We start from the raw sequence: 26,815 nt of genomic DNA on the forward strand, positions 1-26,815 counted from the left end.
GCTCGACCTTTCGAAAATTTGATTTGCGCCTGAACCGGGCTGCCTGTGGCGCGCAGGGCGCATCATGGCCGGGCCGGTGGCGTGGCGGCGTTTGGCCGTCTGCCGCGCGCGCCACATCCGGCGATGAAAGCGGGGGCGCCGTGGCGCCCCCCTCCCCGCACGCGGGGGCAGAGAGCGGACATCAGCCCTTGGCGGACAATGCCTCCAGCACGCGGACCCAGGACCGGATGCCGCGGTGAAAGCTGTCGAGGTCATATTTCTCGTTCGGGGAATGGATCTGATCGTCATCCTTGCCAAAGCCGATCAGCATCGCGTCCATCGCCAGGATCGACTTGAAATATCCCGCGATCGGGATGGACCCGCCGCAGCCGACATAAGCGGCCTCCTGCGGCCATTCCAGGGACAGCGCCTGGCGGGCGGCCTCGAACATCGGGTCATCGGTGGACATCTGGCCAGCCGGGCTGGCGCCGTGGCCATGGAACGTGACCTCGCAATCGGCGGGCAGGCTGGATTGCACGTAAGCGCGGAAATTTTCACGGATCCGGTGCGGATCCTGCTGACCCACCAACCGAAAGGAGATCTTGGCGCTGGCCTTGGCCGGCAGCACCGTCTTGAAGCCCTCGCCGGTGTAGCCGCCGGTGATGCCGTTGATCTCGCAGGTGGGGCGGGACCAGATCATTTCCAGCCCGGTGCGATCGGCTTCGCCCGCCGGATCGGACAGCCCGACCTCGCCCAGGAAACCGGTGGCATCGAAATCCAGCCCGTCCCATTGGTCGCGAATGTCCTGCGGCAACTCGGGGACGCCATCGTAAAAGCCCGGCACGGTGACGCGGCCCTGATCGTCATGCAGCCCCGCGATCATCCGCGAGAGCACCCGGATCGGGTTCATCGCGATGCCGCCATACATGCCCGAATGCAGATCCTTCGAGGAGGCGGTGATGGTCACTTCCTCTCCCAGCAGGCCGCGCAGCATGGTGACGATGGCCGGCGTCTCGGTGCCGAACAATCCGGTGTCGCAGATCAGGGCGATGTCGGATTTCAGCTCTTCGGCGTTGTCCTCCATGAACGGGATCAGGGAGGGGGAGCCTGATTCTTCCTCGCCTTCGAAGAAGAAGGTGATCTTGCAGGGCAGGGTGCCGCGCTCCGCCTTCCAGGCGCGGCAGGCCTCCACGAAGGTCATCAACTGACCCTTGTCATCCGAGGCACCGCGCCCGCGGATCACCTTGCCGCGCGGTGTGTCCTCCACCTGCGGATCGAACGGGTCGCGGTCCCACAGGTCCAGCGGATCGACGGGCTGCACGTCATAATGGCCGTAGAACAGCACATGCACGTCTGGATTGTCGACGCCCTCGGTGATGTGGCCGACGACCATGGGGTGGCCGGGGGTGGGACGTTTCGACGCCTCCGCACCCAGGGAGGCCAGATCGGCCACCAGCCAGTCGGCGGCGTGCTGGCAGGCCTCGGCATGGGCCGGATCGGTTGAGATGGAGGGTATGCGCAACAGCTCCATCAGGCGTTCGGTGGCGGCGCCCAGCTGGGAATCGACATGGGTCAGGACGGCGTCGGTGGACATGGTGACTGCTCCTCGGGGTGGGGAAACGTGGCTTCGCCAAAGCCTAGCAGGCGCGTGGCAAAGGTCCAGAGCGGCACAGGCCTGCCCCTGCGGCGGCCCCGGGACGGGCAGTGGTCCGGCGCCGAAACGCGCCGCCGTGCCGCGTTTCGGAAAATCCGGAACTGGCGATACATGTTTGACCTGGATCAAGGGCAGGGGGGCGGCAATTTGTAACCTCCGCTTCGGGAGCCGCCGGACTTATAACGGTTCCAATTTCCATGACGGGGTGCTAGCACATCCCGGTCCCGCCGCGCCGGGGCCGAAGACAAGAAAGGGACCGCCCGTGACCTATTACGAGGCCAGACTGGACGACGCGATCGGCAAGTTGCATGACGAAGGGCGCTATCGCACCTTCATCGATATCGTTCGCCACAAGGGCAAGTTCCCGCACGCCACCTGGAAGCGCCCGGATGGCAGCGAACGGCCCGTGACGGTCTGGTGCGGCAACGACTACCTGGGCATGGGGCAGCACCCTGTCGTGCTGGAGGCGATGCACGAGGCAATCGACACCACCGGCGCCGGGTCGGGCGGCACGCGCAACATCTCGGGCACCACGCTCTATCACAAGCAGCTGGAAGCGGAGCTGGCGGATTTGCATGGCAAGGAACAGGCGCTGCTGTTCACCTCGGCCTACATCGCCAATGACGCGACGCTGTCCACCCTGCCCAAGCTGTTTCCCGGTCTGATCATCTATTCGGACGAGCTGAACCACGCCTCCATGATCGAGGGGGTGCGCCGCAATGGCGGGGCCAAGCGGATCTTCCGTCACAATGATCTGGCCCATCTGCGCGAATTGCTGGAAGCGGACGATTCCAGGGCGCCCAAGATCATCGCATTTGAATCCGTCTATTCGATGGATGGCGATTTCGGCCCGATCGAGGAGATCTGCGATCTGGCGGATGAATTCGGCGCGCTGACCTATATCGACGAGGTGCACGCCGTGGGCATGTACGGCCCGCGCGGCGGCGGCGTGACCGAACGCGACCGTCTGGCGCATCGGATCGATATCATCAACGGCACGCTGGCCAAGGCCTATGGCGTGATGGGCGGCTATATCGCGGCCTCCGCCAAGATGTGTGACGCCATCCGCTCCTACGCGCCGGGCTTCATTTTCACCACGTCGCTGCCGCCGGCGGTGGCGGCGGGGGCCGCGGCCTCGGTCGCACATCTGAAGCGGGACCAGGCGCTGCGCGACCTGCACCAGCAACAGGCCGGCATCCTGAAGCTGCGGCTGAAGGGGATGGGCCTGCCGATCATCGACCACGGCTCGCATATCGTGCCGGTGATCGTGGGCAACCCGGTGCACACCAAGCTGCTGTCGGACATGCTGCTGGAGGATCACGGGATCTACGTGCAGCCGATCAACTTCCCCACCGTGCCGCGCGGCACCGAACGGCTGCGTTTCACCCCGTCGCCGGTGCATGGGCCGGATGAAATGGACCGGCTGGTACGGGCCATGGATGCGCTGTGGTCGCATTGCGCGCTGAACCGGGCAGAGCTGGCCGGCTAGCGTACAGCGAATTGCATACCGCGTCATTGGGGTTTCGGCGATGTCCTGTGCAACCATCGCGGGCTTCGCTGGTAACCAATGCTCCATAAATGGGTGGTATCGTCTCGGGAAATGACCAGTTTCCGGCGATCAATCGCCCGTGGCTTCCTTTTTGTGTAAATCGCCTTGAAACGTGATAGGCTATTGTAAAGAAAAGGGCATGGCTCGAATCGACGGGGTTCCGGTGGTAACGGGTCATCATTCGCAAATGGGGCAGCGATTGAGATGATTGGGCGCAAGGCGAAGCCTGTTTATACGCAGGCCGAGGACTCGCCGAAAGGGTTCGACGATTTCGAACTCCGGCTAGGGGACCTCATGCGCGGGGAACGCGCGACAATGGGCAAATCGTTGCTGGACGTCCAGCGCGAGTTGCGCATCAAGGCACCGTATATCGCAGCGATTGAAAATGCCGATCCGGAGGCATTCGACACGCCCGGTTTCATCGCCGGATACGTGCGGTCCTATGCGCGCTACCTGAACCTTGATCCCGACCACACCTTTGCCCTGTTCTGCAAGGAAAGCGGCTTTACCACCGCGCATGGCATGTCCGCCGAGGCGTCCTCCCGCAAGGTCGAGGTCGCGTTGGAAAAGCCCAAGGCGGTCAAGGACAAGGATCCCTTTACCTCGCCCAACACGCCGTTCATCCCGGCGGGCGATTCCGTTCTTTCGGGGATCGAACCGAAGGCCATCGGCTCCGGTCTGGTGCTGCTGGCGCTGATCGGGGCCATCGGTTACGGCGGCTGGGCGGTTCTGAACGAAATTCAACGGGTGCAGGTCGCCCCGGTGGAGAACACGCCCGACGTGTTGGCCGATCTCGATCCGCTGGACGGGGTGACCCGCAGCGTCGAGGACCCGGTCCCGCAGGTCGCCAGCGCCGGGGTCTTTACCCCGCCTGCCGATGCGCTGGACCGTCTCTATCGCCCGCAGGCGCTGGATGTTCCGGTGCTGGTGTCGCGCGATGCGCCGATCTCCACCCTTGACCCGGCGGAGATGGGGACGTTTACCGCCCATGCCGACACGCTGCGCCCCGCCGCGCCGCGTCTGGACATTGCCACCCCCGCTGTCGGTTCCGCCGAGGACCGGGCCGTCGCGCTGGCGCTGGCGGGGCTCGACACCGGCGATCAGCCGCAGGTGCCGCAGGTTCTTGCAGATCCCAAGCCGGGGGTGTCCATCGTCGCCGTGCGCCCCGCCTGGGTGCGGGTGCGGGGCGCCAATGGCACCGTCATCTTCGAGAAGATCCTGGACGCGGGGGAGGCCTATGACCTGCCCATGACCGAAGAACCGCCCGTGCTGCGCGCGGGCATGTCCGGGTCGCTCTATTTCAAGGTGGAGGGCCAGCTCTACGGCCCCGCCGGTGCCGGATCCTCCACCATTCGCGATGTCGCTTTGTCCGTCGGCGCGGTCAAGGGCGCCTATACCGTCGCAGATGTCACCGCCGATCCCGTCGCCGAACGGGTGTTCGCGGAGCTGGGCGATATCTCAGACCTCCCGCAGGAGTGATCCGCCGCAGGGCGCCGTCGCCGCAATGCCGCATTGCATGATGGCGCCAAGGGGATTACCTGTCGGCCAAGCGATGCCGGAGGACCGATCATGTCCCTGAACCACGTCCGCCCCTGGCGTAACATCTACCGCCGCAAAAGCCGCCAGATCATGGTCGGCTCTGTTCCCGTGGGCGGGGACGCACCGATTTCGGTGCAGACGATGACCAATACCGACAGTTCCGACGTGGCGGCCACCGTCGCGCAGGTGCAGCGTGCGGCAGAGGCGGGCGCAGATATCGTCCGCGTCTCCACGCCTGATCAGGCTGCGACCCGCGCATTGCGCGAAATTGTCGCCGAAAGCCCGGTGCCGATCGTCGCGGACATCCATTTCCACTACAAACGCGCGATCGAGGCCGCCGAAGCCGGTGCCGCCTGCCTGCGGATCAATCCGGGCAATATCGGGGATGAAACCCGCGTGCGTGACGTCATCGCCGCTGCGCGTGACAACGGCTGTTCGATCCGCATCGGGGTCAACGCCGGGTCGTTGGAAAAGCATCTGTTGGAGAAATACGGCGAACCTTGTCCCGACGCGATGGTCGAGTCGGGCATGGACCACATCCGCATCCTGCAAGACAACGATTTTCACGAGTTCAAGATTTCGGTGAAGGCCTCGGATGTCTTCATGGCCGCCGCCGCCTACCAGGCCCTGGCCGAGGCCACGGATGCGCCCATTCACCTGGGTATCACGGAGGCGGGCGGACTGACCGCCGGCACGATCAAAAGTGCGATCGGCCTGGGCAATCTGCTCTGGATGGGGATCGGCGACACGGTGCGCGTGTCGCTGTCCGCCGACCCGGTGGAGGAAGTGAAGGTCGGCTACGAGATCCTGAAGTCTCTGGGCCTGCGCCATCGCGGCGTGAACATCATCTCCTGCCCCTCCTGTGCGCGGCAGGGGTTCGACGTGATCAAGACAGTGGAGATCCTGGAGCGGCGGCTGGAGCATATCAAGACGCCGATGTCGCTGTCCATCATCGGCTGCGTTGTCAACGGCCCCGGCGAAGCGCTGATGACGGATGTCGGCTTTACCGGCGGCGGTGCCGGGAACGGCATGGTCTACCTGGCCGGGAAGCAATCGCACCGGATGTCCAATGACCAGATGATCGACCATATCGTCGAACAGGTCGAAGCCCGCGCCGCTGTCCTCGAAGAAGAAGAGGCCGCGCGCCCGGCGGCAGAATAGCCGGAGCGATGGCGCCGCCCCCTGTATGGGTCGCGGCTGAACGGTGCCTTTGCCCAGGTGTGGGCACGCCAGCGCCAGGTCAAAGACCGGCCCGCCGGTTGACCCGCCTTCCGGGCCGGATCACTCCGGCGCGGTTCCCAGATAGCGGGCCAGCACGATATCGGGCATCTCGCCTCGGAACATCATGTCGGGCAGGACATAGCTGGGCAATACGTCCAGGTTCAGCGTTGACATGATCAGTGTAAATTCTGCGATTTCAGCATGTTCTGCGGCGTTCCTCACGTTTTGCATGAGGGTCTCGGGCAGGCCGAGCCCGGCCATGACACGAGCCAGCACGACCGCATCGCCGGCGCGGCCCTCGGGGATTGCGGCGCGAAAGGTCAGGGCGGTTTCGGTGCCGTGCTCTGCCGCGATCTCCAGCGACAGGCGGTCTGCCAGCGTATCACGAGCCGGGCGCAGATCGACGCGCAGGTCGGGCAGGCGCTCTGCCATGGCGCGCAGGGCGCGTTCGGCGCGCTGGCAGGCGGCGCAGCCCGCTGCGGTGAACAGCGTCACTCGCGCCTCTGGATCAGCGGCGCCAAAGCCCAGCGGCGCAGCTGCGAACAGTCGCTCGGACAGCACGGCGATGCGGGCGCGGTCCTCGCGGATCTCTGCCGCCAACGGGGCCTCTGCGGCCGCGATCCGCGCCGCCTCGGCCCGGTGCAGGGCATCGGTGATCAAGTCCGGTTCCGCCGCGAACAGCGCGCGCAATTCGCGCCCCAGTTCGTCGCGTGGGGGCGTTTCCTCACCCTGGCTGTCCGCCGGGGCAATGGTCACGGTCAGCGCCAGCGCCCCCAGCGTCAGGAGAGAGGGCGCCAGCCCGGCCAGGGCGGTTCTCATTCGGCGCGCATCTCCGCCACGATCTGTTTCATCCCGTCATAGGGCACGTAACCGCGCAGCATCTGGTCATCCAGGATGAAAGTCGGCGTGCCATTGACCTGCATCCGCCGCGCCAGTGCGTGGTTCTCCGACAGGATGCGGTTCACCTCGTCACTGTCCATCTCGGCCAGGATGGGCTGGGCGTCCAGGCCCAGCCCTTCGGCCAGGCGGGTCAGGGCGGCGGGGTCATAGGCCCCGTCATAGCTCATGAGGGCGTCATGCACGGCTTTGTAGGCATCGTCGCCGGCAACCTGCTGGGTCGCCACGGCAAAGCGTGACGACAGAGTCGAGGCTTCGCCCAGGATCGGAAATTCCTTGAGGACAAACCGGATGTTGCCGTCTTCCTCGATCAGCTTTTCAACGTCCTCGTAGGCGCGCCGGCAATAGCCGCAGCGGTAATCCATGAATTCCACCAGCGTCACGTCGCCCTCCGGGTTGCCGCCAACCCAGGAATGGCCGTCGTCGAAGATGTCATCGGCATTGGCGCGAACCAGGTTGACGTCATTGGCGGCGGCCTGTTCGGCCTGCCGTGTCTCCATGGATTGCACGGCCTCGATGATGATTTCGGGATGTTCCATCAGGTAGGCGCGCACCTCGTCGCGGAACGTCTCCCGCTCCGCATCGGTCATCTCCGCCGCGGCGGGCTGGGTGAACGCAAGGGCTGCGGTGGCGGCAAGGGCGGTCTGGCGAAAGTTCATGCGACGTCTCATGCGTTGGGAGAGGGGTGGCCCGGTGCCGGGGGCAGGCTTCGTTGATTGACCTTTGCGGGCCATCCTGTGACACCCGGGCGAACGCCGCCACTTTCGGAGAACATCATGCGAGTTTCAACCCGCGGAACCGTCGATCCCTTCATTGTGATGGACATTCTGGGCCGCGCCGCCGAGGCCGAGGCCCAGGGCCGCCGGATCATCCACATGGAGGTCGGCCAACCCGGCACCGGCGCACCATCGGGCGCCCGCTCGGCGCTGACCACGGCGCTGGATCACAGCACGCTTGGCTATTCGGTGGCGCGCGGCCTGCCGGCATTGCGGGCGGGGATCGCGGCGCTGTATCGCGACTGGTACGGCGTGGATCTGGATCCGGGCCGGGTGATCGTGACCTCCGGCGCCTCGGGGGCGTTTTCGCTGGCCTTTGCCTCGCTGTTCGACAGCGGTGCGCGGGTCGGCATGGGGGCGCCGGGCTATCCCTCCTACCGGCAGATCCTGCGTGCGATGGGCATGGACCCGGTGGTCCTGCAAACCAGCGCGGCGGCGCGGTACCAGCCGGGGCCGCAGGACATCGCGGGGCAGGGGCTGGACGGGTTGATCGTCGCGTCGCCCGGCAACCCGTCGGGCACCATGCTGGACCACGCGGCGCTGTCGGCGCTGATCGGGGCCGCGGCGGCGGAGGACACCGCCTTCATCTCGGACGAGATCTATCACGGGTTGACCTACGAGACCCGGGCGACCACGGCGCTGGAAATCACCGATGACGTCTACGTCATCAACTCGTTTTCAAAGTACTTTTCCATGACCGGCTGGCGCGTCGGCTGGATGGTGGTGCCCGAGGATCACGTTCAGCGGGTCGAACGCATCGCCCAGCACATGTTCATCTGCGCGCCTCACGCCAGCCAGGTGGCAGCGCTGGCCGCGCTGGAGTGCCGCGCCGAGATGGAGGAGAACCTGAAGGTCTATGCCCGCAACCGCGCCCTGATGCTGGAGCGATTGCCGCAGATCGGGTTCGACCGGATCGCGCCGCCGGACGGGGCGTTCTACATCTATGCCGATGTCTCGGAGCTCACCGACGATTCCTTTGCCTTCGCGATGGAGCTGCTGGACCAGGCGGGGGTGGCGGTCACGCCCGGCCTGGATTTCGATGCTGAACGCGGACGCCGGACGCTGCGGTTCTCCTATGCCGCCGCGACCGCCGACCTGACGGAGGGGCTGGACCGCATCGCCCGCCACCTGGGGCGGGCGTAGGTCGGCGCGCGCACCGGGGAGCAGGTGACAGGCGCGCACCGACGGCATGGATCTGGACGCAAAGGTCGGGCAGGGGCGAACAACGGGGTCACGCATCGCCCCCGTGTGGACAGGCGGTATCGGCCGGGGCGGGGCGCCCGGCCGATACGGATCAGCGAAACGGCTGGTCCAGCCGCAGCAGGCGGCGGTGGAACGGCGTCAGATCCTCTTGCGAGACCAGCCCGCCGCGCCGGGCCGTGTCGAGGATGGCACCCACATTGCCGCCCAGATGCTCGTAGACCATCCGCGTCACGCGGGGGCCGGTGATCGCGTCGCGCACCGTGCGGGTGACGTAGCCTTCCCAGAAATTGTTGTCGAAGGAGGGCACGCGGGCCAGGAAGTTGAACGTGCAGGTCATCGCCCGCTTGCGCGAAATCAGCGCGGCAACGCCGTCTTCCTGGTTGATGAAGATGCCGCGGAATTCGCGGGCCTCCGGCGCGTCGTCCAGCCCCTGTTGGCGCATCGCCTCGCGGGCCTCGTAGCCGCGCACGAAGGTGCAGCCGTCGCGGCGGAACACGTAGACCAGCCCGATGATGCCCATGGTTTCGTCCACGAAGGAGCGGCGGGAGAACCTGTAGAAGCCCGAGGGTAGCGTGTCCTCGCCGACCTCGGTCGCGTTGGCGCCCAGATATTCCGCGATTTCGGGATGGTTCAGCAGATCGAACTGAGCCGGGGTAATCTGGCCCACCGGTTCCAGCAGAATGCGTGCATCGGTGTCGAAGAACTGACAGATCCGGTGCAGGACGTCGGGGCGGGGGAAACTCTCCCCGGAGAGGTAGCGATTGTATTGCGTGCGGTTGATCCCCAGTTCCCGGCAAAGCCCGGCGATGGATGGAAAACGGCTGCTCAGCAACCGCAGGTTGCTACCGAAGATACCTCTGATTTCGTCAGGCTGCATATCGTATTGTCCGGATTTCGTTCGCCGTTTGGCGCCGACCGTCCCCCCTGCTGCAAGTGTGTCCATAGGTCCTTACCTTCTTTCCGCAGTTGACTGCGAATTTTTCTCTGGATCTGGTGCTTGTTCGCGTCAATAATGCTGCTATCTTACGTCAATCCTTTAGGGATGCGACACAAAAATTGACTGACTGTAGGCGATTTCGGGAATCCTCTTTTTGCGGAGTCTCACTGATTATCGTTGTCCAATGCTAACCGCGGAACAATGGAAATTTTCCATGTTTGGTATCGTGTTATGGAGCGACCCGGCCCGTTGTAAAGCCGTGATCTGGTGCGAAGATCACCGCGGGCTGGCCTATGTAGACGGCGGCTGTGGGAACAGCGCCGACACCAGTTTGCAGAAATGTCCCCTGGACAGCGGCGATCTGGTGGAGTTCGAGCTGAGCGCCGATATCTCCTTCCGGCGGGCGCTCAACCCGCGCCGCGTCGCGGCGGAGCCTTGCCCGACGCTGGTTCACCGCCTGTTGGAGGCGCACGAGGCCCAGGAGGCAGAGCAGCCGCCGCTGCGCGTCGTGCCCGACACACCCAATGCCATCCGCCTGCCGCGCCGCGAAACCTCCCGTGACGCGAAGGCGCAGCAGCCGCCGCGCGGGCGCAAGGTCGTGCCCTTCGCCTGACCCGCTGTCGCCCGGATGGAAGGGGCGCAGCGCGCCGGTCCGCGCCCGAGGCGCCGGGCGATCCGGCGCGCGGAAAAAAGACGGGGCGCCCCGCTGCTGCGGTGACGCCCCGTGCTGTTTCGATCCAGCGGAATCGCCGCGCCCCAGCCCCCCCCCGGGGGAGCGGTCAGATCGTGCCGCGCGCCAGGGCGGCGACGCCGGTGCGCGCCATCTCTGCCAGGCCCAGCGGGCGCATCAGGTCGGCGAAGGCGTCGATTTTCTCAGGCGGGCCGGTCAGTTCGAAGACAAAGCTGCTCAGCGTCGAATCCACAACATTGGCACGGAAGATATCCGCCAGGCGCAGTGCCTCCACCCGTTTTTCGCCCTCACCCTCGACCTTCATCAGCGCCAGTTCGCGCTGGACCGACGGCCCTTCGACCGTCAGGTCGTGGACCTCGTGCACCGGAACGATCCGGCCCAACTGGGCCTTGATCTGTTCGATGATCTGCGGCGTGCCGCGCGTCACCACGGTGATCCGCGACAGATGGCCGGTGTGGTCGACTTCGGCCACCGTGAGGCTGTCGATATTGTAGCCCCTGCCGGAAAACAGGCCGATGACGCGGGCCAGCACGCCGGCCTCGTTATCCACCAGCACGGTCAGCGTGTGGCTTTCGATCACGTCGCTGTTGGGGTCGCGTAGCGCATAGACGGAATGGCTGGACGAACCCTGTTCGATTTTCAGTGCGGACATCACTTCTCTCCTTAGACCAGCGCGCCGCCACCGACGAAGGCTTCGGTTTCGGCGGCCAGCAGCATTTCGTTATGCGGCTTGCCCGACGGGATCATGGGGAAACAATTCTCGTGCTTCTCCACCAGGCAGTCGAAGATCACCGGCCCGTCGTGGGTCAGCATCTCCATGATGGCATCGTCCAGATCGGCCGGGTCTGAGCACAGAATGCCCTTGGCGCCGAAGGCTTCGGCCAGCTTGACGAAATCGGGCAGGGCCTCCGACCAGGAGGCGGAGTAGCGTTCGCCATGCAGCAATTCCTGCCACTGGCGCACCATGCCCAGGCGTTCGTTGTTCAGGATGAACTGCTTGACCGGCAGGCGATATTGCACGGCGGTGCCCATCTCCTGCATGTTCATCAGCCACGAGGCTTCGCCCGCGACATTGATCACCAGCGCCTCGGGATGGGCCATCTGCACGCCGATGGAAGCCGGGAAGCCGTAGCCCATGGTGCCCAGCCCGCCGGAGGTCATCCAGCGGTTGGGAGCCTCGAACCCCAGGAATTGCGCCGCCCACATCTGGTGCTGGCCGACTTCGGTGGTGATGTAGCGGTCATGATCCTTGGTCAGCGCCTCCAGCCGTTCCAGCGCGTATTGCGGCTTGATCGTCTTTTCCGACGGGGTGTAGGCGAGGGAACGGACCTGCTTCCACTGGGCGATTTGCTCCGCCCATGGGCCGGTGTTGCCGGTCTTGCGGCCGCGCGATTTCCAGACTTTCAGCACATCTTCCAGCACATGGGCCACGTCGCCGATGATCGGCAGGTCGACTCGCACGATCTTGTTCACCGACGAAGGGTCGATGTCGATATGCACCTTGCGCGAATTGGGCGAGAAGTCCTGCAACCGCCCGGTGATCCGGTCATCGAACCGCGCGCCCACGTTGATCATCAGGTCGCAGCCGTGCATCGCCATGTTGGCCTCGTAAAGGCCATGCATCCCCAACATGCCCAGCCATTGCGGGCCGGAGGCCGGATAGGCGCCCAGCCCCATCAGGGTGGAGGTCACGGGAAAGCCTGTCGCCGCCACCAGCTCGCGCAGGAGTTGCGAGGCCGCCGGGCCGGAATTGATCACGCCACCGCCGGTGTAGAAGATCGGGCGCTCCGCCTGTTCGATCATCTCCACCAGGCGGGTGACCTCGGCGATCGGCGCCTTGACCTGCGGCTGGTAATGAGAGGTCCGCGCCTTGGCGGGAGGGGTATAGGCGGCCTCGGCGAACTGCACATCCTTGGGCAGGTCGACCAGCACCGGGCCGGGGCGGCCGCTGGTGGCGACGTGGAAGGCCTGGTGCATCACGTCGGACAGCTCTGCCGTGTCCTTGACCAGCCAGTTATGCTTGGTGCAGGGGCGGGTGATGCCGACGGTATCCGCCTCCTGGAACCCATCGGTGCCGATCAGGAAGGTGGCGACCTGGCCGGTCAGCACGACGATGGGGATACTGTCCAGCAGCGCGTCGGTCAGCCCGGTCACCGCATTGGTGGCCCCGGGGCCGGAGGTCACCAGCACCACGCCCGGTTTCCCGGTGGAGCGGGCATAGCCCTCTGCCGCGTGCACGGCGCCCTGTTCGTGCCGGACCAGGACATGGCGGATGTCGTTCTGCTGGAAGATCTCGTCGTAGATCGGCAGGACGGCGCCACCGGGATAGCCGAATACCGTGTCCACACCCTGATCCTTCAGGGCCTGGACCACCATTTTCGCTCCGGTCATCTGAGCTGCCATCGTTCTCTCTCCGTCTGCGGCCGCGGCGCGACCTGTCGCAATAAAAAAGCCCCCGGCGGGAAGTCCGGGGGCGCATGGGTCCGTACTGGGGTTCCGGTGCTTACCGGCCCATGCGCCATTCCTCTACGATAATTACTAGTGCGGTCACGTGCGGGATCCCTTTGGTCATGAAGGATGCTTATGGGCTGCCTTGCCGAAGGTCAACCGCCAATATGGGGCGAATCTGTCGCGGTGCCCCAATTTTCTTTCCATTTCTTGCGCGCAGCCCCGATCCGGCGCAACGGCGCCGTGCTGCCGGGCCCGCGTGTCACCAGTGCACCGGGGTAGGGGGGCCTGTCCGCGAATAGGCCCGCGCGGCCAATGCCGCCGGTCCGGTGATCAGAATTGCCGCCCCGTCCCCTGCAACACGCCATGTTCCATCGCATACAGCGTCAAACCTGCGGTGGAGGAAATCCCCAGCTTCTTCTTGATGTTCTTGCGATGCGTCTCCACCGTGCGGACCGAGATATCCAGCGCCAGGGCCACGGCCTTGTTGCTTTTGCCCTGGGCCAGTTGCAACAGGATCGTCTGTTCGCGGTTCGTCAGCTGCCCGGCGCCGCGCCGGGGCGCCAGCGAACCCTTGGCCCCGGTGCAGAGGTAGCGCTCCCCCTGCATCACCGCGTCGATGGCGCGCTTGATCTCGTCGGTGGGCACGTCCTTCAGCACATAGCCCATGGCGCCGTGATCCAGCGCGGTAGAGATATATTCCGGGCTGTCATGCATCGACAGGATCAGGATGCGCAGGTCGGGATGGCGCTCCAGCAGCATTTCGCAGGCGGTCAGCCCGCCCATCTCCGGCATGTTGAGGTCCAGCAGGATGACATCGGGCGTGATCTGCTCCACCGCCTCGATGATGGCACGGCCGGTGCCGTAGGTGCCGACCACGACGATGTCGTCAAAGCTTTCCAGGATCGCCTCGATCCCCTGGGCGACCATGGGGTGATCATCCACGATGGCGACACGGATCGCCCCGGCCATGGTCTCGGGCGTGTCTGCGCCGGCTTTTTCAAGGCCAGCTGCGGCCGGGGGTGCGGAGTGAAGCGTCATGCGCTTTCCTTTCCGGTGAGTTCCGATAGGTCGGACCCGCTGCCGGGGTCCAGAAGGTGGGTCAGGGGCACGCGGGCCTCGATCACGGTGCCGGTGCGGGCGGACAGGATGCGCAGGGTGCCGTCCATCTGCTCCATCCGTTCCTGCATGTTGCGCAGGCCCAGCCCTGCGGGCGGGCGCCGGCCCTGCGCGGTCTGGATGCCGCAGCCGTCATCGGCGATGCGCATGGTGGCACCGTTTCGGTGGCCGCGCACATCCACGCTGACATGGGTCGCGCCGGAATGGCGTTCGACATTGGTCAACGCCTCCTGCGCGATCCGGTACAGCGCGATCTTGGCGTCGCCGTCCAGCCGGTTGCGGAACGGGACGGTGGTGAATTCGGTCTCGATCCCGGTGCGTGTGCCGAAATCGGCGACCAGCGCCTTGAGCGCCGGGCCAAGCCCGAGATCGTCCAGCACGCCAGGGCGCAGATCGCGGGAAATGCGGCGCACCTCCTGGATCGCCTCGCCCAGGCTGTCGACGCCGCGATCCAGCGTTTCACCGGCGCGCGCATCGCCGGTGTTCAGCCGGCGTCGGGCACTGTCCAGAGCATAGCGTACCGCCACCAGAAGTTGCGAGATCCCGTCGTGCAATTCCCGCGCCACGCGGCCACGTTCCTCTTCCTGGGCGTCGAACACGCGCTGCGTCAGCTCCTTCAGCTTGGCGTCGGCCAGGCGGCGCTCGCGGATGTTGATGATCAACCCGGAGGCGAAGACCAGAAACAGTGCCGCAGCCGTGATCGCGCCGATATAGACGAAGGTGCGGCGCACGCGGGCCTCCACATCGGCGCGGGCGGCGGCGGTGGTGGCCAGCACGTCGTCGATGAAAACCCCGGTGCCCACGACCCAGTTCCACGAATGCAAAGCTGCGACAAAGGACACCATCTGCGCCTCCTCGCCGGTGGACGGCTTGGGCCAGAGGTGGCTGACCCAACCCGATCCCTGGCGGGCGGTGGCGATGAAATTCTGCACCACCTTCTGCCCGTTGCCGTCCTCCAGATCCCACCAATTGCGGTTGATCATTCGGGTCTGGCGCGGCGAGACGTAATTCGTGCCTTCGTAATCATAGACGAAGAAGAACCCTTCGTCGCCGTAGATCATCGCGGCAAGGATCTGTTTCACCTTGGTCTTGGCGGTCTCGTCCGTGGGGTCGGCATTGCCGTAGATGAAGTGAAAGGCGTTGCGGGCCTGGGTCACGTAATTGCGCAGCTCGGCTTTCTTGGCGGCAATCAGCTGGCGTTCCAGCGCCGCGATCTCGCGCTCCGCCAGGTCGCGCGACTGATGGGCGACCAGCAGGGAAATCGCCGTCACCGCCAGAATCAGCGGCAGCGTCGCCAGGAGGAACAGCTTCTGGCCATAGCTGGGAAGGAACCGGGAGGGCAGTCGTCGCATGGGGCGGGTTTCTATGTAACGGCGGACCACTTTACCAGTTGCCGCAGCGTCGGCAGAGCGCACTTCCTGCGGTTTCAGACCCTTATATACGTATTCTTTGGTATTTCGCGACAGGAATTCCGCGGCTAGGGTCAGCGCCACTTGAAGCGATCCGCATCGCCCCGGGGAGGGCGGCGCATATCGTCAACCGGGAGGAAAATATATGGATCGTCGTTCTTTTCTGAAGAATTCCGCATTGGGCGGTACAGCCGCCGCGGCTGCCACGCTGGCCGCGCCCGCCATCGCGCAGGGCATGACGCAGCTGACCATGGTCACCACCTGGCCGCGCGGGCTGGCTGGTGTCTGGGATTCGGTCGAACGTTTCGCCAACAATGTCAACGAGATGTCCGGCGGTTCGCTGACCATCGACGCCAAGGCCGGTGGCGAACTCGTCGGCGCGCTGGAAAGCTTTGACGCCGTGACCTCGGGGCAGGCGGATATCTACCACGGCGCCGATTACTACTGGGTCGGTCAGCACCCCGCCTGGGCGTTCTTCACCGCCGTGCCGCTGGGCATGACCGCGCCGGAAATCATGGTCTGGTACTATGCTCAGGGCGGCATGGCGCTGCACCACGAGCTGGGCGAAGTCTTCGGGATCAAGCCGTTCATCGCCGGCCAGACCGCCGCGCAGGGCGGTGGCTGGTATCGCAATCCGATCAATTCCGCCGACGATTTCAAGGGCCTGAAATTCCGCATGCCCGGCCTGGGCGGCCAGGCGCTGGCGAAGCTGGGCGCATCGGTCCAGAACATTCCCGGCGGCGAAATCTATCAGGCGCTGTCCACCGGCGCGCTGGATGGCACCGAGTGGATCGGCCCCTGGTCCGACGAACGCCTGGGTCTGCAAGAGGTCTGCGATCATTACTACCCCGCCGGTTTCCACGAGCCGGGCGCGGCCCTGTCCGTCGGCTGCAACCTGGATGTCTTCAACGGCCTGTCGCCGGAGCATCAGAAGATCATCGAAGTCGCAGCCGCCGATGCGCACCAGCACAATTACGCGCTGTTCATCGCCAACAACGGCCCGGCGCTGGCGCGTCTGCAACAGGGCGGCACCCAGGTGCACGAGTTCACCGACGACGTGTGGGATGCCTTTGGCGCGGCGTCCAAGGAAGTTCTGGATGGCTTCATGGATGACGAGATCTTTGCCAAGATCCGCACGGCGGTTGACGAATCCATGGCCAGCACCGCCGGCTGGGTCTCCCGCTCCGACGGGGCCTATACCGCACAGCGGTCGCGCGTGAACGGGATGTAATCCCCGCCTGACGCGAAACGAAATCGGGCTGCGCATCCTGACGGTGCGCAGCCCTTTGCCAAGGGGAGAGGCGATGCTGGACGGTCTCATCTGGCTGCTGACGAATATCGGGGCGGGGTTCTATGACATCGTCTATGCCGCGACCCATCCGGGTCTGTGGCTGGACTGGTCGAACAAGGAATCCCTGATCCGGTTCATCTATTACGGCGGTTCTCAGGAATTCTTCTTCGCGGTTTTCGACATCTTTCTTGTCGTGACGCTGGCCGGTTTCATCTGGCGCCCTTTCATGTGGGGCTGCGTCCGGGTGCTGGAAGGGTTCGCGAATGCCGTGGGGCGCACCGCCGCCTGGGCGGGGCTGCTGATGGTCGCGCAACAGACCATGGTGGTGTTCCTGCAATCGATCTTTCGCCTGGGGGAGATCACGATTTCCCCGCTGGGCGTCGGGTTCACCCAATCCGTGGGCTGGTTCTCCGAAGGGCTGAAGCTGTGGAACGCGGCCGTGGTCGCGCTCTGCGTCAGCTACACCTTCGTGCAGGGCGGGCATGTGCGGGTCGATCTGGTCTATGCCGCCATCGGCCACCGGGCGAAACGCGTGGTGGACATGTTCGGCGCGCTGTTCTTCATGGTGCCGGTGGTCGTGCTGGCGTGGATGTATTCGTGGTACTTCCTGTGGCGGCACCTGATCACACCCAAGGTTTCGGCCAGCGACAAGCTGGACCTGATGCTGCGCAAATCGAAGATCGTGAAATGGAACGTGGAAACCATCGGCTTCTCGCCGGACGGGTTTTCCGCCTATTTCCTGTTCAAGATCCTGATCCTGTGTTTCGTCGCGCTGGTGTTCCTTCAGGCGGTGGCCTTCTTCTACCGTTCCTGGCTGGAATTCCGCGAGGGCGAGGAAAGTGCAGGCAAATACCTCGACCGCGATACGCTGGGCGAGGGCGAAGAAGCCTTTGAAGGCACGCATTAAGGGGCGGATGAACCATGCTATTCGGACTTGATGGCGTCGAGATCGGCCTGATTATCGTCTTTCTCTCGCTTTTCGCGGGAATTCTCTCGGGCTTTCCTGTCGCCTTCGCGATCCCCGGCGCCGGGCTGTTTGCCTTTGCCGTGATCGCCTACCTGGACGCCAACGGCCTGTTGATCCACCAGGCCATCGACCAAAGCAGCCAGGCCTATCGCGACCTGGTCAACAGCGGCGTCAACCGCGATTCGATATCGCTGTTCCGCTATCCCGACCTGCCGCGCCTGGAGCAGCCGGTGTTCGACCGGGGCTGGGAAATGGCGATGGACCGCAACCTGTCGTTCATCGTGAACCGCATGAACGAACGTGTCTTTGCCGGCCAGTCGATCGAGACGCTGCTGGCTGTGCTGATGTTCGTGCTGATGGGCATCACGCTGGAGCGGTCCAAGATCGCCAATGACCTGCTGACCACCATGGCGCGGGTCTTCGGGCCGCTGCCCGGCGGGCTGGCCGTGTCGGTCGTGGTGGTGGGGGCATTCCTGGCCGCCTCTACCGGGATCGTGGGGGCGACCGTGGTGACCATGGGCCTGCTGTCACTGCCCACGATGTTGCGCAACGGCTATTCGCCCGAATTGTCGACCGGCGTCATCGCCGCCTCCGGCACGTTGGGGCAGATCATCCCGCCGTCGATCGTGATCGTTCTGCTGGGCACGCTGGCGGGGGATCTCTATTCCACCGCGCAGGAGGCCCGCGCCCAGACCGTCGGCTGTTCCGACGCGCTGACCTACCTGGGCCGCCCGGCGGTCGTGTCGGTTGGCACATTGTTCCAGGCGGCGCTGCTGCCGGGCATCCTGTTGGCGCTGCTCTATGCGCTCTATGCCTTTGGCTATGCGTTGGTGAACCCGTCCAAGGCCCCCGCCGTGACCGCGCAGGCCGATGCCGCCGGTCCCTCCGGCAAAAGCAACAACTGGATGTGGTTCGTCATCCTGCCGCTGGTGCTGATCGGCGCCGTGGTCGGGCTGGGCAAGGTCGGGATCGTCGGCTCGCAGGACATCACCGTCAGCCAGTTCTCCGCCATGCCGGAACGCGCCGCCCTGCGCACCAACGTGTCCGAGCAATGCCAGGCCGCGATGATCGACCTGCATGGGCAGGCGAAATGGGACGCGGCCGTGCAGCAGACCGCCGACCTGGCCTCCGGGGGCGCCGCGCAGCAAAGCGTCGCGCTCACCGACGAGGAGATCCAGCAGGCCATCGTGACCAAGGCCGACGCCGCCGCCCCGGTCAGCACCGGGCTGGCGACGATCATCGTGCTGCTGGGCCTGGCCCTGATCGTCGCCCGCGGGGTCAAGCCCGAGGCAACGCCGCGGCCGCTGGTCATCGGCGGGGTGGCCCTGGCGGCGGCGGCACTGTGCGATGCGCTGTTCGTCACGCCCTTCACCTCGGACGGGGTGCGGGTGCTGATCCTGGCGCTGCCGCTTCTGGTGGCGCTCTGGGCCTGTCGCCACGCCGCCATCCGCCTGGCGGAGAACGAGCTGATCCGCGTCGTCTTCCCGCCTCTGGTGCTGATCATCGCCGTGCTCGGTTCCATCCTGGGCGGCATCACCAACCCGACGCCCGCCGCCGCGCTTGGCGCGGCCGGGGCGATCATGCTGGCCGCCTATCGCCGGCTGCGCGACGAAGGGCGCGACCCCTGGGTCATCACCTATGCGACACTGGCCGTGATGGCGATGATCCTGCTGGGGATGAACTTCGACCTGCGCGTCAATCAGGAGGTCGTGACGGCTGAAACCTGGATCGCCTACCTGCTGACCTACGGCGTCTACACCTTCGCCGCCTTTGGGCTGGGCTACGCGGGCTGGGTGCTGTTGCGCGGCGGGGTGCTGACCCCGGTGGTGCGCGAAACGGCCAAGGTGACATCGATGGTGTTCACCATCCTTGTCGGCTCGCAATTGCTGAACCTGGTGGTGATCTCCTTTGGTGGGGAACATTACATCCAGCAATTCCTGCGCAGTTTCGACAGCGAATTCCAGGTCTTCCTGATCGTGATGCTGGTGCTGTTCATCCTGGGCTTCGTGCTCGATTTCCTTGAAATCATCTATATCGTCATTCCCATCGTCGGCCCTGTCATCTATGGCGGCACCTTCGATCCGAAATGGGTGACGATCATGATCGCGGTGAACCTTCAGACCTCGTTCCTGACACCCCCCTTCGGCTTTGCGCTGTTCTATCTGCGCGGGGTGGCGCCGCCCTCGGTCACGACGGGCCATATCTACCGCGGCATCATCCCGTTCGTGGGGATACAGGTCGCGGGGCTGGCCCTGCTGTGGTTCGTGCCGGGCATCGTGACCATCGTCCCGGACCTGATCGGCAATTAACCTTAACCGCCGGCCTTACGGGGCCGGCGGTTTCCGTTCCTTCCTCCGCAACGCGACGCTTGCGCGCTCTCCCCGATCCTCCGGGCGCATGGCCCCCCTCCCTTCGGGCGTGAAAATACCGCCGCGCGGAGCGCACCGCCCGGCACGGGCGGTCCAGTGTGTTCACCATTTTCCTGAAAACAGAGGACAGGGCACAACACCCGCAGGAGGCGGGCCTTTCAGCCCCCCGACCGACGCGTCCCGCGCCAGCTACCTGGCGTTGCGCGCGTCCGGCAGAGAGATATTGGCCACCTGTTCGGCAATCGGATCGGTCTTCAGCGGATGGGTGGAACTGTCGTAATCCGCCGGATCGCGCATCTTCTGCCACTTGCCGCCGACAAAGAGTTCCAGCCCCGCGAAACGGCTCTTGTAGCCCATCTTGGGCGAGCCGGGCACCCAATAGCCCAGGTAGACATAGGGCAGGCCGGTTTCCTGGGCGATGCGGATATGGTCCAGGATCAGGAAAGTGCCCAGAGACTGGCGCGGCAGATCGGGGCGGAAGAACGAATAGACCATCGACAGACCGTCATCCAGAACGTCGGTCAGTGCGACGGCGGTCAGCTCCTCACGCGCGTCCAGATATTCGATGACCCGCGACCGGATCGGCGTTTCCTCGATCATCGCAGCGAATTCGAACACGTCCATGTCGGCCATGCCGCCATCGGCGTGACGATCGTCCAGGTAGCGGCGGAACAGCTCGTACTGGTCCTCTGTCGCCCAGGGGGAGGTGACGCGCCGGTGCAGCGTCGCGTTCCGGTTCAACACCCGGCGTTGCGAGCGGGAGGCGGAGAAGGCGGCCACGTTGACCCGGGCCGACAGGCAGGCGGCGCAATCCGCGCAGCTGGGCCGGTACAACACGTTCTGCGAGCGCCGAAACCCCTGTTTGGACAGGCTGTCATTGAGCTGTTCAGCCGTGTCGCCCTGCAATGCGGTGAACAACTTCCGCTCCATCCGCCCCTCAAGATAAGGGCAGGGCTGCGGAGCCGTCACGTAGAATTGCGGGGCAAGCGGTAGGGTGTGGCGCATGGGCGGAACACTTCTCTGGACCGCGCGACGATAGCAAGGGATCTGCGGGACGCCAAGCCCGGTTCGGCACCTCGCCGCCGAACGGCCCCACGCGGGGCAGGGCTGTGGGGCCGGTGGGCGATGGATGCCGGACCCCGTGCCGCCAGATGGCGCGGCCGGTCGGCGCGCCGGGCTCAATCCAGGGTGCGGTTCAGCGCCGAGCTGCCCAGCACGTGGTCGGTGACGCCCTGGCCCCGCGCCGTCACGGCCATCAGAACCACCGAAATCATCTGCACCGGGGCAAAGGCCAGCGACAGGCTGTAGCCCAACGTGTGCAGGAAGGCCTGAGTGGCGTCGAACCTGCGACCCTCCGCGTCGCGCAGTTCGATCGACATCAGACGCATCCCCCAGGTCGCCGATCCGTTGGCGAGGGTGCTCCAGCGATAGAGAAAGGACACGATCAGCAACAGGAAGCCCAGGAAAAACAACCCGATGAAGGCGGTAAAGATCACCACCACCATGGTCAGCAACCAGATCACCGCAGCGTCCACGGCCCAGGCGATCGCCCGTTTGACCGGCACGCTGTCGTAGAGTTCGGGAAATTGCTCCGGGTCGGGCAACTCGGTGGTGGTGAAGTCGGGCTGGCGCAGGGCGGACATGGGGGCCTCGTTGTCAGGTGTCGGGAAAGGGATGAAAAAATGGGCTGGCGCGGAAATGCGGTGCGGCTTGCCAGGGCATTTGCCGCAGACGGCGCCCCCTTCCGGGGGGGGCGCCGGGGCGTGCGGGATCAGGCGTCCTGGCGGGCGTCGTCCTCGTCCTGGCGGTTCTCGCTGCGGGCACGGTGGGCACGGTCGTCCATGAACTGGTCGAATTCGGCCTTGTCCTTGGCCTCACGCAGACGCTCCAGGAAGGATTCAAAGCTGGCCTGTTCGTCTTCGAGGCGGCGCAGCGTCTCCGTCTTGTAGGCATCGAAGGCGCTGTTGCCCGAGGGTTTCATCGCAGCCATGCCGGTACGGCGCATGTCGTGGCTGCGGGAGTGGCGGCAGGATTTGCTGAACATCTGTTTGCTCCAGATCATGTAGGCAAGAAGGGCAAGGCCGACAGGCCAGAAGAAGACAAAGCCGAGGACCATCGCGGCGATCCACGCGCCTTTGCCCTTGCGGTCAAGCCAGGCCTCGGACCGGGCCAGCCAGGACGGGCGCGTCCGGGAACTTTGGCTATAGAGATCTGCGGTTGCGGGGGTCATCTGTCTCTCCGTTGCTTGGGTATGTGAATGTCTTTCACATTGAATAGATTGGCATCCGGCCCCGCCCTTGCAAGGGTGTATGTGAAGGTATTTTACATTTTTCAGGAAACCGACGTGAAATCAGCTATTTGCGCGCCCGTAATTCGCGGAAGCTCCTGCGGATTCATGGCAAAGACATGCCGGGGCGTGCCCGCCGCGGCCCAGATTTCGGCGAAATCCAGCAGCCGGGGATCCAGGAAGGCCCGGATCGGGTTCAGATGGCCCACCGGGGCCACGCCGCCGATGGCAAAGCCGGTGCGCGCGCGGATCAGCGCCGCGTCGGCCCGGCCCAGAGGCTCCCCCGCGACGGTCGCGGCGCGCGTGTCATCCACCCGGTTGCCGCCGGCGGTCAGGAACAGCAGGACATCGCCGCTGGTCTCGCCGCGAAAGATGATCGACTTGGCGATCTGGTCGATGTCGCAGCCGACCGCGTCGGCGGCCTCCTGTGCGGTCCGGGCCTGCCCGGCCTCCACGATGCGGGTCTCTATGCCGGCGTCTTCCAACGCGCGGGCGACGCGGGCCTTGCTCTTGCTCATGGTATGTCCTTTCCTTGGGCCTTGAATGACAGCCTCGGGCGCGGCTGACCAGAGGGGGCGCGGCGCGGCGACATCTTGACCCCCGCCGCGCGGCGGCGCACCTTCCGCGCGATGAGCACGATCCTGACCCCCACCCGTATGCCGCGCCCCTTCGATTCCGACCGGGGAGGAGAGGCGCGCGCCCTGTTCCCCGATCTGCCCGCCCCGCTGGCCGACCTGATGCAGGGCGCCGGCGGGTGCAGCCCCTACCTGCTGGGTCTCATGGCCAAGGAACGCGATTGGGTGGTGCAGGCGGTCCAGGATCCGCAAGCGGCCTTCGACGCGGAACTGTCCCGGATCGCCGCGCTGGCGGCCGACCAGGCCGCGTCGGGCCTGCGCCAGGGCAAGCGCCGCATGGCCCTGCTGATCGCGCTGGCAGACCTGTCCGGCCATTGGCGCCTGGAGGAAGTGACCGGTCACCTCAGCCGGTTCGCCGATGCCGCCTGCCAATTGGCCCTGCGCACCGCCCTGTCGGCGGAGATCCGGCGCGGCAAGATTCCCGGCGCCACCGAAGACGATCTGGAAACCGGTGCCGGGCTGGTGTTGATGGCGATGGGCAAGATGGGCGCGGGAGAGCTGAACTTTTCCTCCGATATCGATCTGATCGCGCTGTTCGACGAAACCCGGTTCGACCCTGACGATTTCCTTGAGGCGCGGCCGGCCTTCATCCGGGCGACGCGCAAGCTGGCCGGGCTGATGAACGACATCACCGGCGACGGCTACGTGTTTCGCACCGACCTGCGGCTGCGGCCCGACCCTTCGGTCACGCCGGTCTGCGTTGGGATGGAGGCGGCAGAGCGGTATTACGAATCGCTGGGCCGCACCTGGGAGCGCGCCGCCTATATCAAGGCTCGGCCCTGCGCGGGCGACGTGGCGGGGGGGCGCACCTTCCTGGAGGCGCTGCGCCCGTTCATCTGGCGCCGGCACCTGGATTTCGCCGCCATCCAGGACGCGCATGCCGTGCGCCTGGCGATCCGCGACAGCAAGGGGCTGCACGGCGCGATCACCCTGCCGGGCCACGACATGAAGCTGGGGCGCGGCGGCATTCGCGAGATCGAGTTCTTTACGCAATTCCATCAGCTTATCGCCGGCGGGCGTGATCCCGCGCTGCGCTTGCGCGGTACGGTGGACAGTCTGGCGATGCTGGCCGAACGCGGCTGGATCCCGGCAGAGACGGCGGAGGAGCTGACCGGCCATTACCGCGCCCATCGCGAGGTCGAACACCGGGTGCAGATGGTACATGACAGCCAGACCCACGACCTGCCGCAGACCGATGACGGCTTTGCCCGGCTGGCGGCGATGATGGATCGCGACACGGCCGACTTGCGGCGGGAACTGTCGGACCGGCTGGAAGCCGTGCATGCGGTGACCGAGGAGTTCTTTGCCCCCGGCGGACCCGGCGGCGCCGCTCCGGAAGTCGGGACCACGCCGGACGCGCCCGACATCGCCTTTGACGCCGAACTGGTGGCGCGCTGGCGGTCCTACCCGGCGTTGTCCTCTGACCGGGCGCGGCAGATCTTCGACCGGCTGCGCCCGCATCTGCTGTCGGCGCTGTCGCGCGCGGCACATCCCGACGAAGCGCTGATGGCCTTTGACGGTTTTCTGGCCGGGTTGCCGGCGGGGGTGCAGTTATTCTCTCTCTTCGAGGCCAACCCCCAGCTGATCGCGCTGCTGGGCGATATCGTCGGTACGGCGCCGGACCTGGCGCGTTATCTCAGTCGCAATGCCTCGGTGTTCGATGCGGTGATCGCGGGGGATTTCTTTGCCGATTGGCCGGGCGAGGCGGCGCTGGTCGAGGCGCTGTCGGCCACCCTGAGGCGAGAGGCCGATTACGAGGCGCGCCTGGACACCGCCCGCCGCTGGGTCAAGGACTGGCACTTCCGCATCGGCGTGCATCATCTGCGCGGGCTGATCACCGCGCGCGAGGCGGGGCGCCAATATGCCGATCTGGCGGATGCGGTTCTGCGGGTGCTCTGGCCCGTTGTGCAGGACAATTTCGCCACCCGCCACGGCCCTGCACCGGGACGCGGCGCGGTGGTGGTGGGCATGGGGTCGCTGGGGGCGCAACGGCTGAACGCCCGATCGGATCTGGACCTGATCGTGATCTACGACGCCGACGGGGTCGAGGCCTCGGAAGGGCGCAAGCCTTTGGCCGCACGCACATATTACGCCCGGCTGACGCAGGCGCTGGTGACCGCGCTGTCGGCGCCGATGGCAGAGGGGCGGCTGTACGAGGTCGACATGCGGCTGCGCCCCTCGGGCAACCAGGGGCCGGTCGCGACCTCCTGGGCGGCGTTCCGCGATTACCAGCGCAATCAGGCCTGGACCTGGGAACACCTGGCGCTGACCCGAGCGCGGGTGATCACCGGCCCGCCGGGCCTGTCGGGTGACGTGGCGGCGTTCCGTTGCGAGATCCTGTCGCAGGACCGCGCGCCCGCCAGCGTTCTGCGCCAGGTCGCGGAGATGCGCGCCCGCATCGCCCGGGCGCGGGGCGGGACCGGCCGCTGGGACGTGAAGACCGGCCCCGGCCGCAACCAGGAGATCGAGCTGCTGGCCCAGGCCGGGCTGCTGATTGCCGGGCACCCGGACGGGGGGATCTCGGAGGGGTTGGAGAGGCTGGCGGATGGCGGCTGGCTGACCGCCGAGGAAGCGACCAGCCTGAAGGAGACCTATCGGCTTCTGTGGCAGGTCGGGCAGGTTGGCAAGTTGCTGACCCCCGGCGCGCTGGACCCCGACGCCATCGGCGAAGGCGGGCGTGCGCTGCTGTTGCGCGAGACGGGCATGGAGGAGGTGACCGCGCTGGAGGCGCTGTTGCAGGACCGCACCACCGAGGCAGAGCAGGCCATGACGGCCGGGTTGGCCCGAGGACAGGAGACAGATGATGAAGGGTGACGCCATTGACCCCAAGGCCCTGATCCGGGAGGCCTATGCGATAGAAGGGATTTCCGACGATGAATGCCGGTCGATCCTGGTGGATTGGGCTCTGAGCCTGCCGGAGGGGATCAGTCAGCGTGCGGCGCTGGAGACCCTGGTGGACCGGCACGGCACCACGGCGCCGGACCATCCGATGACCGCGCTGCTGCGTGCCGGGATGGAGGCGCCAACCAACCTTGGCCGTCGCGGGGGGCGCAATGCCCGCCTGCGTCACTGAGAGGGGCTCCCCCGCCGCCCGCGCAGCTCCTTCTGTCGCGATACCTGCGTATCCCCATGATGGGGACGTGGCCCGGTCGGCTTGGCCGGACGATCCGATCAGCGGGGCAGGGCGGCGGCCTGGGCGGCCAGCGTGGTGATCGCGTCCCAGTCGCGGGCGCGGATCAGCCCTTCGGGCGCAACCCAGGAGCCGCCGACGCACAGCGTGTTGGACAGCCCCAGGTAGGTCGGCGCATTCTGCGGCGTGACGCCGCCGGTGGGGCAGAATTTTACCTGCGGGATCGGCGCACCGATGGATTTCAGCGCCGGGGCGCCGCCTGCGGCCTCGGCCGGGAAGAACTTCTGCACGCTATAGCCCCGCTCCAGCAGGGCCATGCATTCGCTGGCCGTGGCGGCGCCGGGCAGCATCGGCAGATCCGCGGCCTCCGCCGCGTCCAGCAGGCGATCGGTCACACCGGGGGACACGCCGAATTTCGCCCCCGCCGCCACGGCGTCGCGGACGTTGTCGGGGGTCAGCAGGGTGCCCGCGCCGACCACGCCGCCTTCTACCTGTGCCATGGCCCGGATCGCATCCAGCGCGGCGGGGGTGCGCAGGGTGATTTCCAGAACAGGCAGCCCGCCCTTGACCAGGGCGGCGGCAAGATCGGCGGCGGTGGCGGCGTCATGGACCGTCAGCACCGGGATCACCGGGGCAAGGGCGCAGAGCCGGGCAGCTTCGACGCTGGCGTGTTCCGGGGTCATGGGCGAGATCCTTTGCAACTGTATTCCGCCA

General features: G+C 65.9%; 23 protein-coding genes. 10 read left to right on the forward strand and 13 right to left on the reverse strand.

The window, feature by feature from the left end; all coding sequences use genetic code 11:
• Positions 1–181: 181 nt before the first annotated feature.
• On the reverse strand, positions 182–1,573 hold the full coding sequence (locus G5A46_RS12055) for a M20/M25/M40 family metallo-hydrolase (RefSeq protein WP_163849620.1): 1,392 nt from the start codon (positions 1,571–1,573) through the stop codon (positions 182–184).
• Between the two features lie 322 nt (positions 1,574–1,895).
• Here G5A46_RS12055 and hemA point away from each other — a divergent pair, with 322 nt between their 5' ends.
• From hemA to ispG, 3 genes are all read left to right on the forward strand, one after another.
• Positions 1,896–3,122, forward strand: coding sequence for a 5-aminolevulinate synthase (gene hemA / locus G5A46_RS12060; RefSeq protein ID WP_163849621.1), 1,227 nt, complete (start codon positions 1,896–1,898; stop codon positions 3,120–3,122).
• A 264-nt stretch (positions 3,123–3,386) separates the two neighbouring features.
• Positions 3,387–4,661: a helix-turn-helix domain-containing protein gene (locus G5A46_RS12065; RefSeq protein WP_163849622.1), complete on the forward strand. Its 1,275-nt coding sequence runs from the start codon at positions 3,387–3,389 to the stop codon at positions 4,659–4,661.
• A 90-nt stretch (positions 4,662–4,751) separates the two neighbouring features.
• Positions 4,752–5,882 carry a flavodoxin-dependent (E)-4-hydroxy-3-methylbut-2-enyl-diphosphate synthase gene (ispG, locus tag G5A46_RS12070; RefSeq protein ID WP_163849623.1) on the forward strand — a complete coding sequence of 377 codons (1,131 nt, stop codon included), beginning with the start codon at positions 4,752–4,754 and terminating at the stop codon, positions 5,880–5,882.
• Between the two features lie 120 nt (positions 5,883–6,002).
• On the opposite strand, the gene G5A46_RS12075 is transcribed toward ispG, so the two are convergent.
• A complete protein-coding gene (locus tag G5A46_RS12075; protein ID WP_163849624.1) occupies positions 6,003–6,761 on the reverse strand; it encodes a hypothetical protein in 759 nt (252 codons plus the stop codon).
• Positions 6,758–7,498, reverse strand: a complete 741-nt coding sequence (locus tag G5A46_RS12080) for a DsbA family protein (RefSeq protein ID WP_163849625.1) — start codon at positions 7,496–7,498, stop codon at positions 6,758–6,760. The genes G5A46_RS12075 and G5A46_RS12080 overlap by 4 nt, the downstream gene beginning before the upstream one ends.
• 117 nt (positions 7,499–7,615) lie before the next feature.
• On the opposite strand from G5A46_RS12080, the gene G5A46_RS12085 reads away from it, so the two are divergent.
• Positions 7,616–8,758 (forward strand): pyridoxal phosphate-dependent aminotransferase, encoded by a 1,143-nt coding sequence (locus G5A46_RS12085; RefSeq protein WP_163849626.1) that lies wholly within the window; start codon positions 7,616–7,618, stop codon positions 8,756–8,758.
• A 151-nt stretch (positions 8,759–8,909) separates the two neighbouring features.
• Here the strand turns inward: G5A46_RS12085 and G5A46_RS12090 are convergent, their stop codons facing one another.
• Positions 8,910–9,695, reverse strand: coding sequence for a helix-turn-helix domain-containing protein (locus tag G5A46_RS12090; protein WP_163849627.1), 786 nt, complete (start codon positions 9,693–9,695; stop codon positions 8,910–8,912).
• Between the two features lie 274 nt (positions 9,696–9,969).
• Between G5A46_RS12090 and G5A46_RS12095 the strand changes: the two genes are divergently transcribed.
• Entirely contained in the window at positions 9,970–10,368 is a 399-nt protein-coding gene (locus tag G5A46_RS12095) for a hypothetical protein (protein WP_163849628.1), read from the forward strand.
• Between the two features lie 166 nt (positions 10,369–10,534).
• Here the strand turns inward: G5A46_RS12095 and ilvN are convergent, their stop codons facing one another.
• The 4 genes from ilvN to G5A46_RS12115 all read right to left on the reverse strand — a co-directional run bounded on the left by ilvN (position 10,535) and on the right by G5A46_RS12115 (position 15,365).
• Positions 10,535–11,098: an acetolactate synthase small subunit gene (ilvN, locus tag G5A46_RS12100; protein ID WP_163849629.1), complete on the reverse strand. Its 564-nt coding sequence runs from the start codon at positions 11,096–11,098 to the stop codon at positions 10,535–10,537.
• Positions 11,099–11,109: 11 nt separating this feature from the next.
• A complete protein-coding gene (locus G5A46_RS12105; RefSeq protein ID WP_163849630.1) occupies positions 11,110–12,849 on the reverse strand; it encodes an acetolactate synthase 3 large subunit in 1,740 nt (579 codons plus the stop codon).
• A gap of 378 nt (positions 12,850–13,227) precedes the next feature.
• Positions 13,228–13,866 carry a response regulator transcription factor gene (locus tag G5A46_RS12110; protein WP_163850004.1) on the reverse strand — a complete coding sequence of 213 codons (639 nt, stop codon included), beginning with the start codon at positions 13,864–13,866 and terminating at the stop codon, positions 13,228–13,230.
• Positions 13,867–13,931: 65 nt separating this feature from the next.
• Positions 13,932–15,365, reverse strand: a complete 1,434-nt coding sequence (locus G5A46_RS12115) for a cache domain-containing protein (RefSeq protein ID WP_163849631.1) — start codon at positions 15,363–15,365, stop codon at positions 13,932–13,934.
• A gap of 202 nt (positions 15,366–15,567) precedes the next feature.
• On the opposite strand from G5A46_RS12115, the gene G5A46_RS12120 reads away from it, so the two are divergent.
• The 3 genes from G5A46_RS12120 to G5A46_RS12130 all read left to right on the forward strand — a co-directional run bounded on the left by G5A46_RS12120 (position 15,568) and on the right by G5A46_RS12130 (position 19,989).
• A complete protein-coding gene (locus G5A46_RS12120) occupies positions 15,568–16,653 on the forward strand; it encodes a TRAP transporter substrate-binding protein (RefSeq protein WP_163849632.1) in 1,086 nt (361 codons plus the stop codon).
• A 73-nt stretch (positions 16,654–16,726) separates the two neighbouring features.
• Positions 16,727–17,620, forward strand: coding sequence for a TRAP transporter small permease subunit (locus G5A46_RS12125; protein WP_163849633.1), 894 nt, complete (start codon positions 16,727–16,729; stop codon positions 17,618–17,620).
• 14 nt (positions 17,621–17,634) lie between these two features.
• Positions 17,635–19,989 (forward strand): TRAP transporter large permease, encoded by a 2,355-nt coding sequence (locus G5A46_RS12130; RefSeq protein WP_163849634.1) that lies wholly within the window; start codon positions 17,635–17,637, stop codon positions 19,987–19,989.
• Positions 19,990–20,238: 249 nt separating this feature from the next.
• On the opposite strand, the gene G5A46_RS12135 is transcribed toward G5A46_RS12130, so the two are convergent.
• The 4 genes from G5A46_RS12135 to G5A46_RS12150 form a co-directional block, all read right to left on the reverse strand.
• Positions 20,239–21,054: an arginyltransferase gene (locus G5A46_RS12135; RefSeq protein WP_163849635.1), complete on the reverse strand. Its 816-nt coding sequence runs from the start codon at positions 21,052–21,054 to the stop codon at positions 20,239–20,241.
• Between the two features lie 173 nt (positions 21,055–21,227).
• Complete coding sequence (locus G5A46_RS12140) at positions 21,228–21,692, reverse strand: RDD family protein (protein WP_163849636.1); 465 nt, start codon at positions 21,690–21,692, stop codon at positions 21,228–21,230.
• A 128-nt stretch (positions 21,693–21,820) separates the two neighbouring features.
• Positions 21,821–22,279 (reverse strand): DUF2852 domain-containing protein, encoded by a 459-nt coding sequence (locus G5A46_RS12145; protein ID WP_163849637.1) that lies wholly within the window; start codon positions 22,277–22,279, stop codon positions 21,821–21,823.
• Positions 22,280–22,380: 101 nt separating this feature from the next.
• Entirely contained in the window at positions 22,381–22,854 is a 474-nt protein-coding gene (locus G5A46_RS12150; RefSeq protein WP_163849638.1) for a YbaK/EbsC family protein, read from the reverse strand.
• A 111-nt stretch (positions 22,855–22,965) separates the two neighbouring features.
• On the opposite strand from G5A46_RS12150, the gene G5A46_RS12155 reads away from it, so the two are divergent.
• Together G5A46_RS12155 and G5A46_RS12160 are read left to right on the forward strand one after the other, a co-directional pair.
• Positions 22,966–25,785 carry a bifunctional [glutamine synthetase] adenylyltransferase/[glutamine synthetase]-adenylyl-L-tyrosine phosphorylase gene (locus G5A46_RS12155; protein ID WP_163850005.1) on the forward strand — a complete coding sequence of 940 codons (2,820 nt, stop codon included), beginning with the start codon at positions 22,966–22,968 and terminating at the stop codon, positions 25,783–25,785.
• On the forward strand, positions 25,775–26,044 hold the full coding sequence (locus tag G5A46_RS12160; protein WP_338050032.1) for a hypothetical protein: 270 nt from the start codon (positions 25,775–25,777) through the stop codon (positions 26,042–26,044). The genes G5A46_RS12155 and G5A46_RS12160 overlap by 11 nt, the downstream gene beginning before the upstream one ends.
• Positions 26,045–26,142: 98 nt before the next feature.
• Here G5A46_RS12160 and eda read toward each other — a convergent pair whose 3' ends face one another.
• Positions 26,143–26,784: a bifunctional 4-hydroxy-2-oxoglutarate aldolase/2-dehydro-3-deoxy-phosphogluconate aldolase gene (gene eda, locus G5A46_RS12165; protein WP_163849640.1), complete on the reverse strand. Its 642-nt coding sequence runs from the start codon at positions 26,782–26,784 to the stop codon at positions 26,143–26,145.
• Between the last annotated feature and the right edge of the window lie 31 nt (positions 26,785–26,815).

Origin of the sequence: Pseudooceanicola aestuarii, from assembly GCF_010614805.1 — a bacterium.
In the GTDB taxonomy this organism is placed as follows: domain Bacteria; phylum Pseudomonadota; class Alphaproteobacteria; order Rhodobacterales; family Rhodobacteraceae; genus Pseudooceanicola; species Pseudooceanicola aestuarii.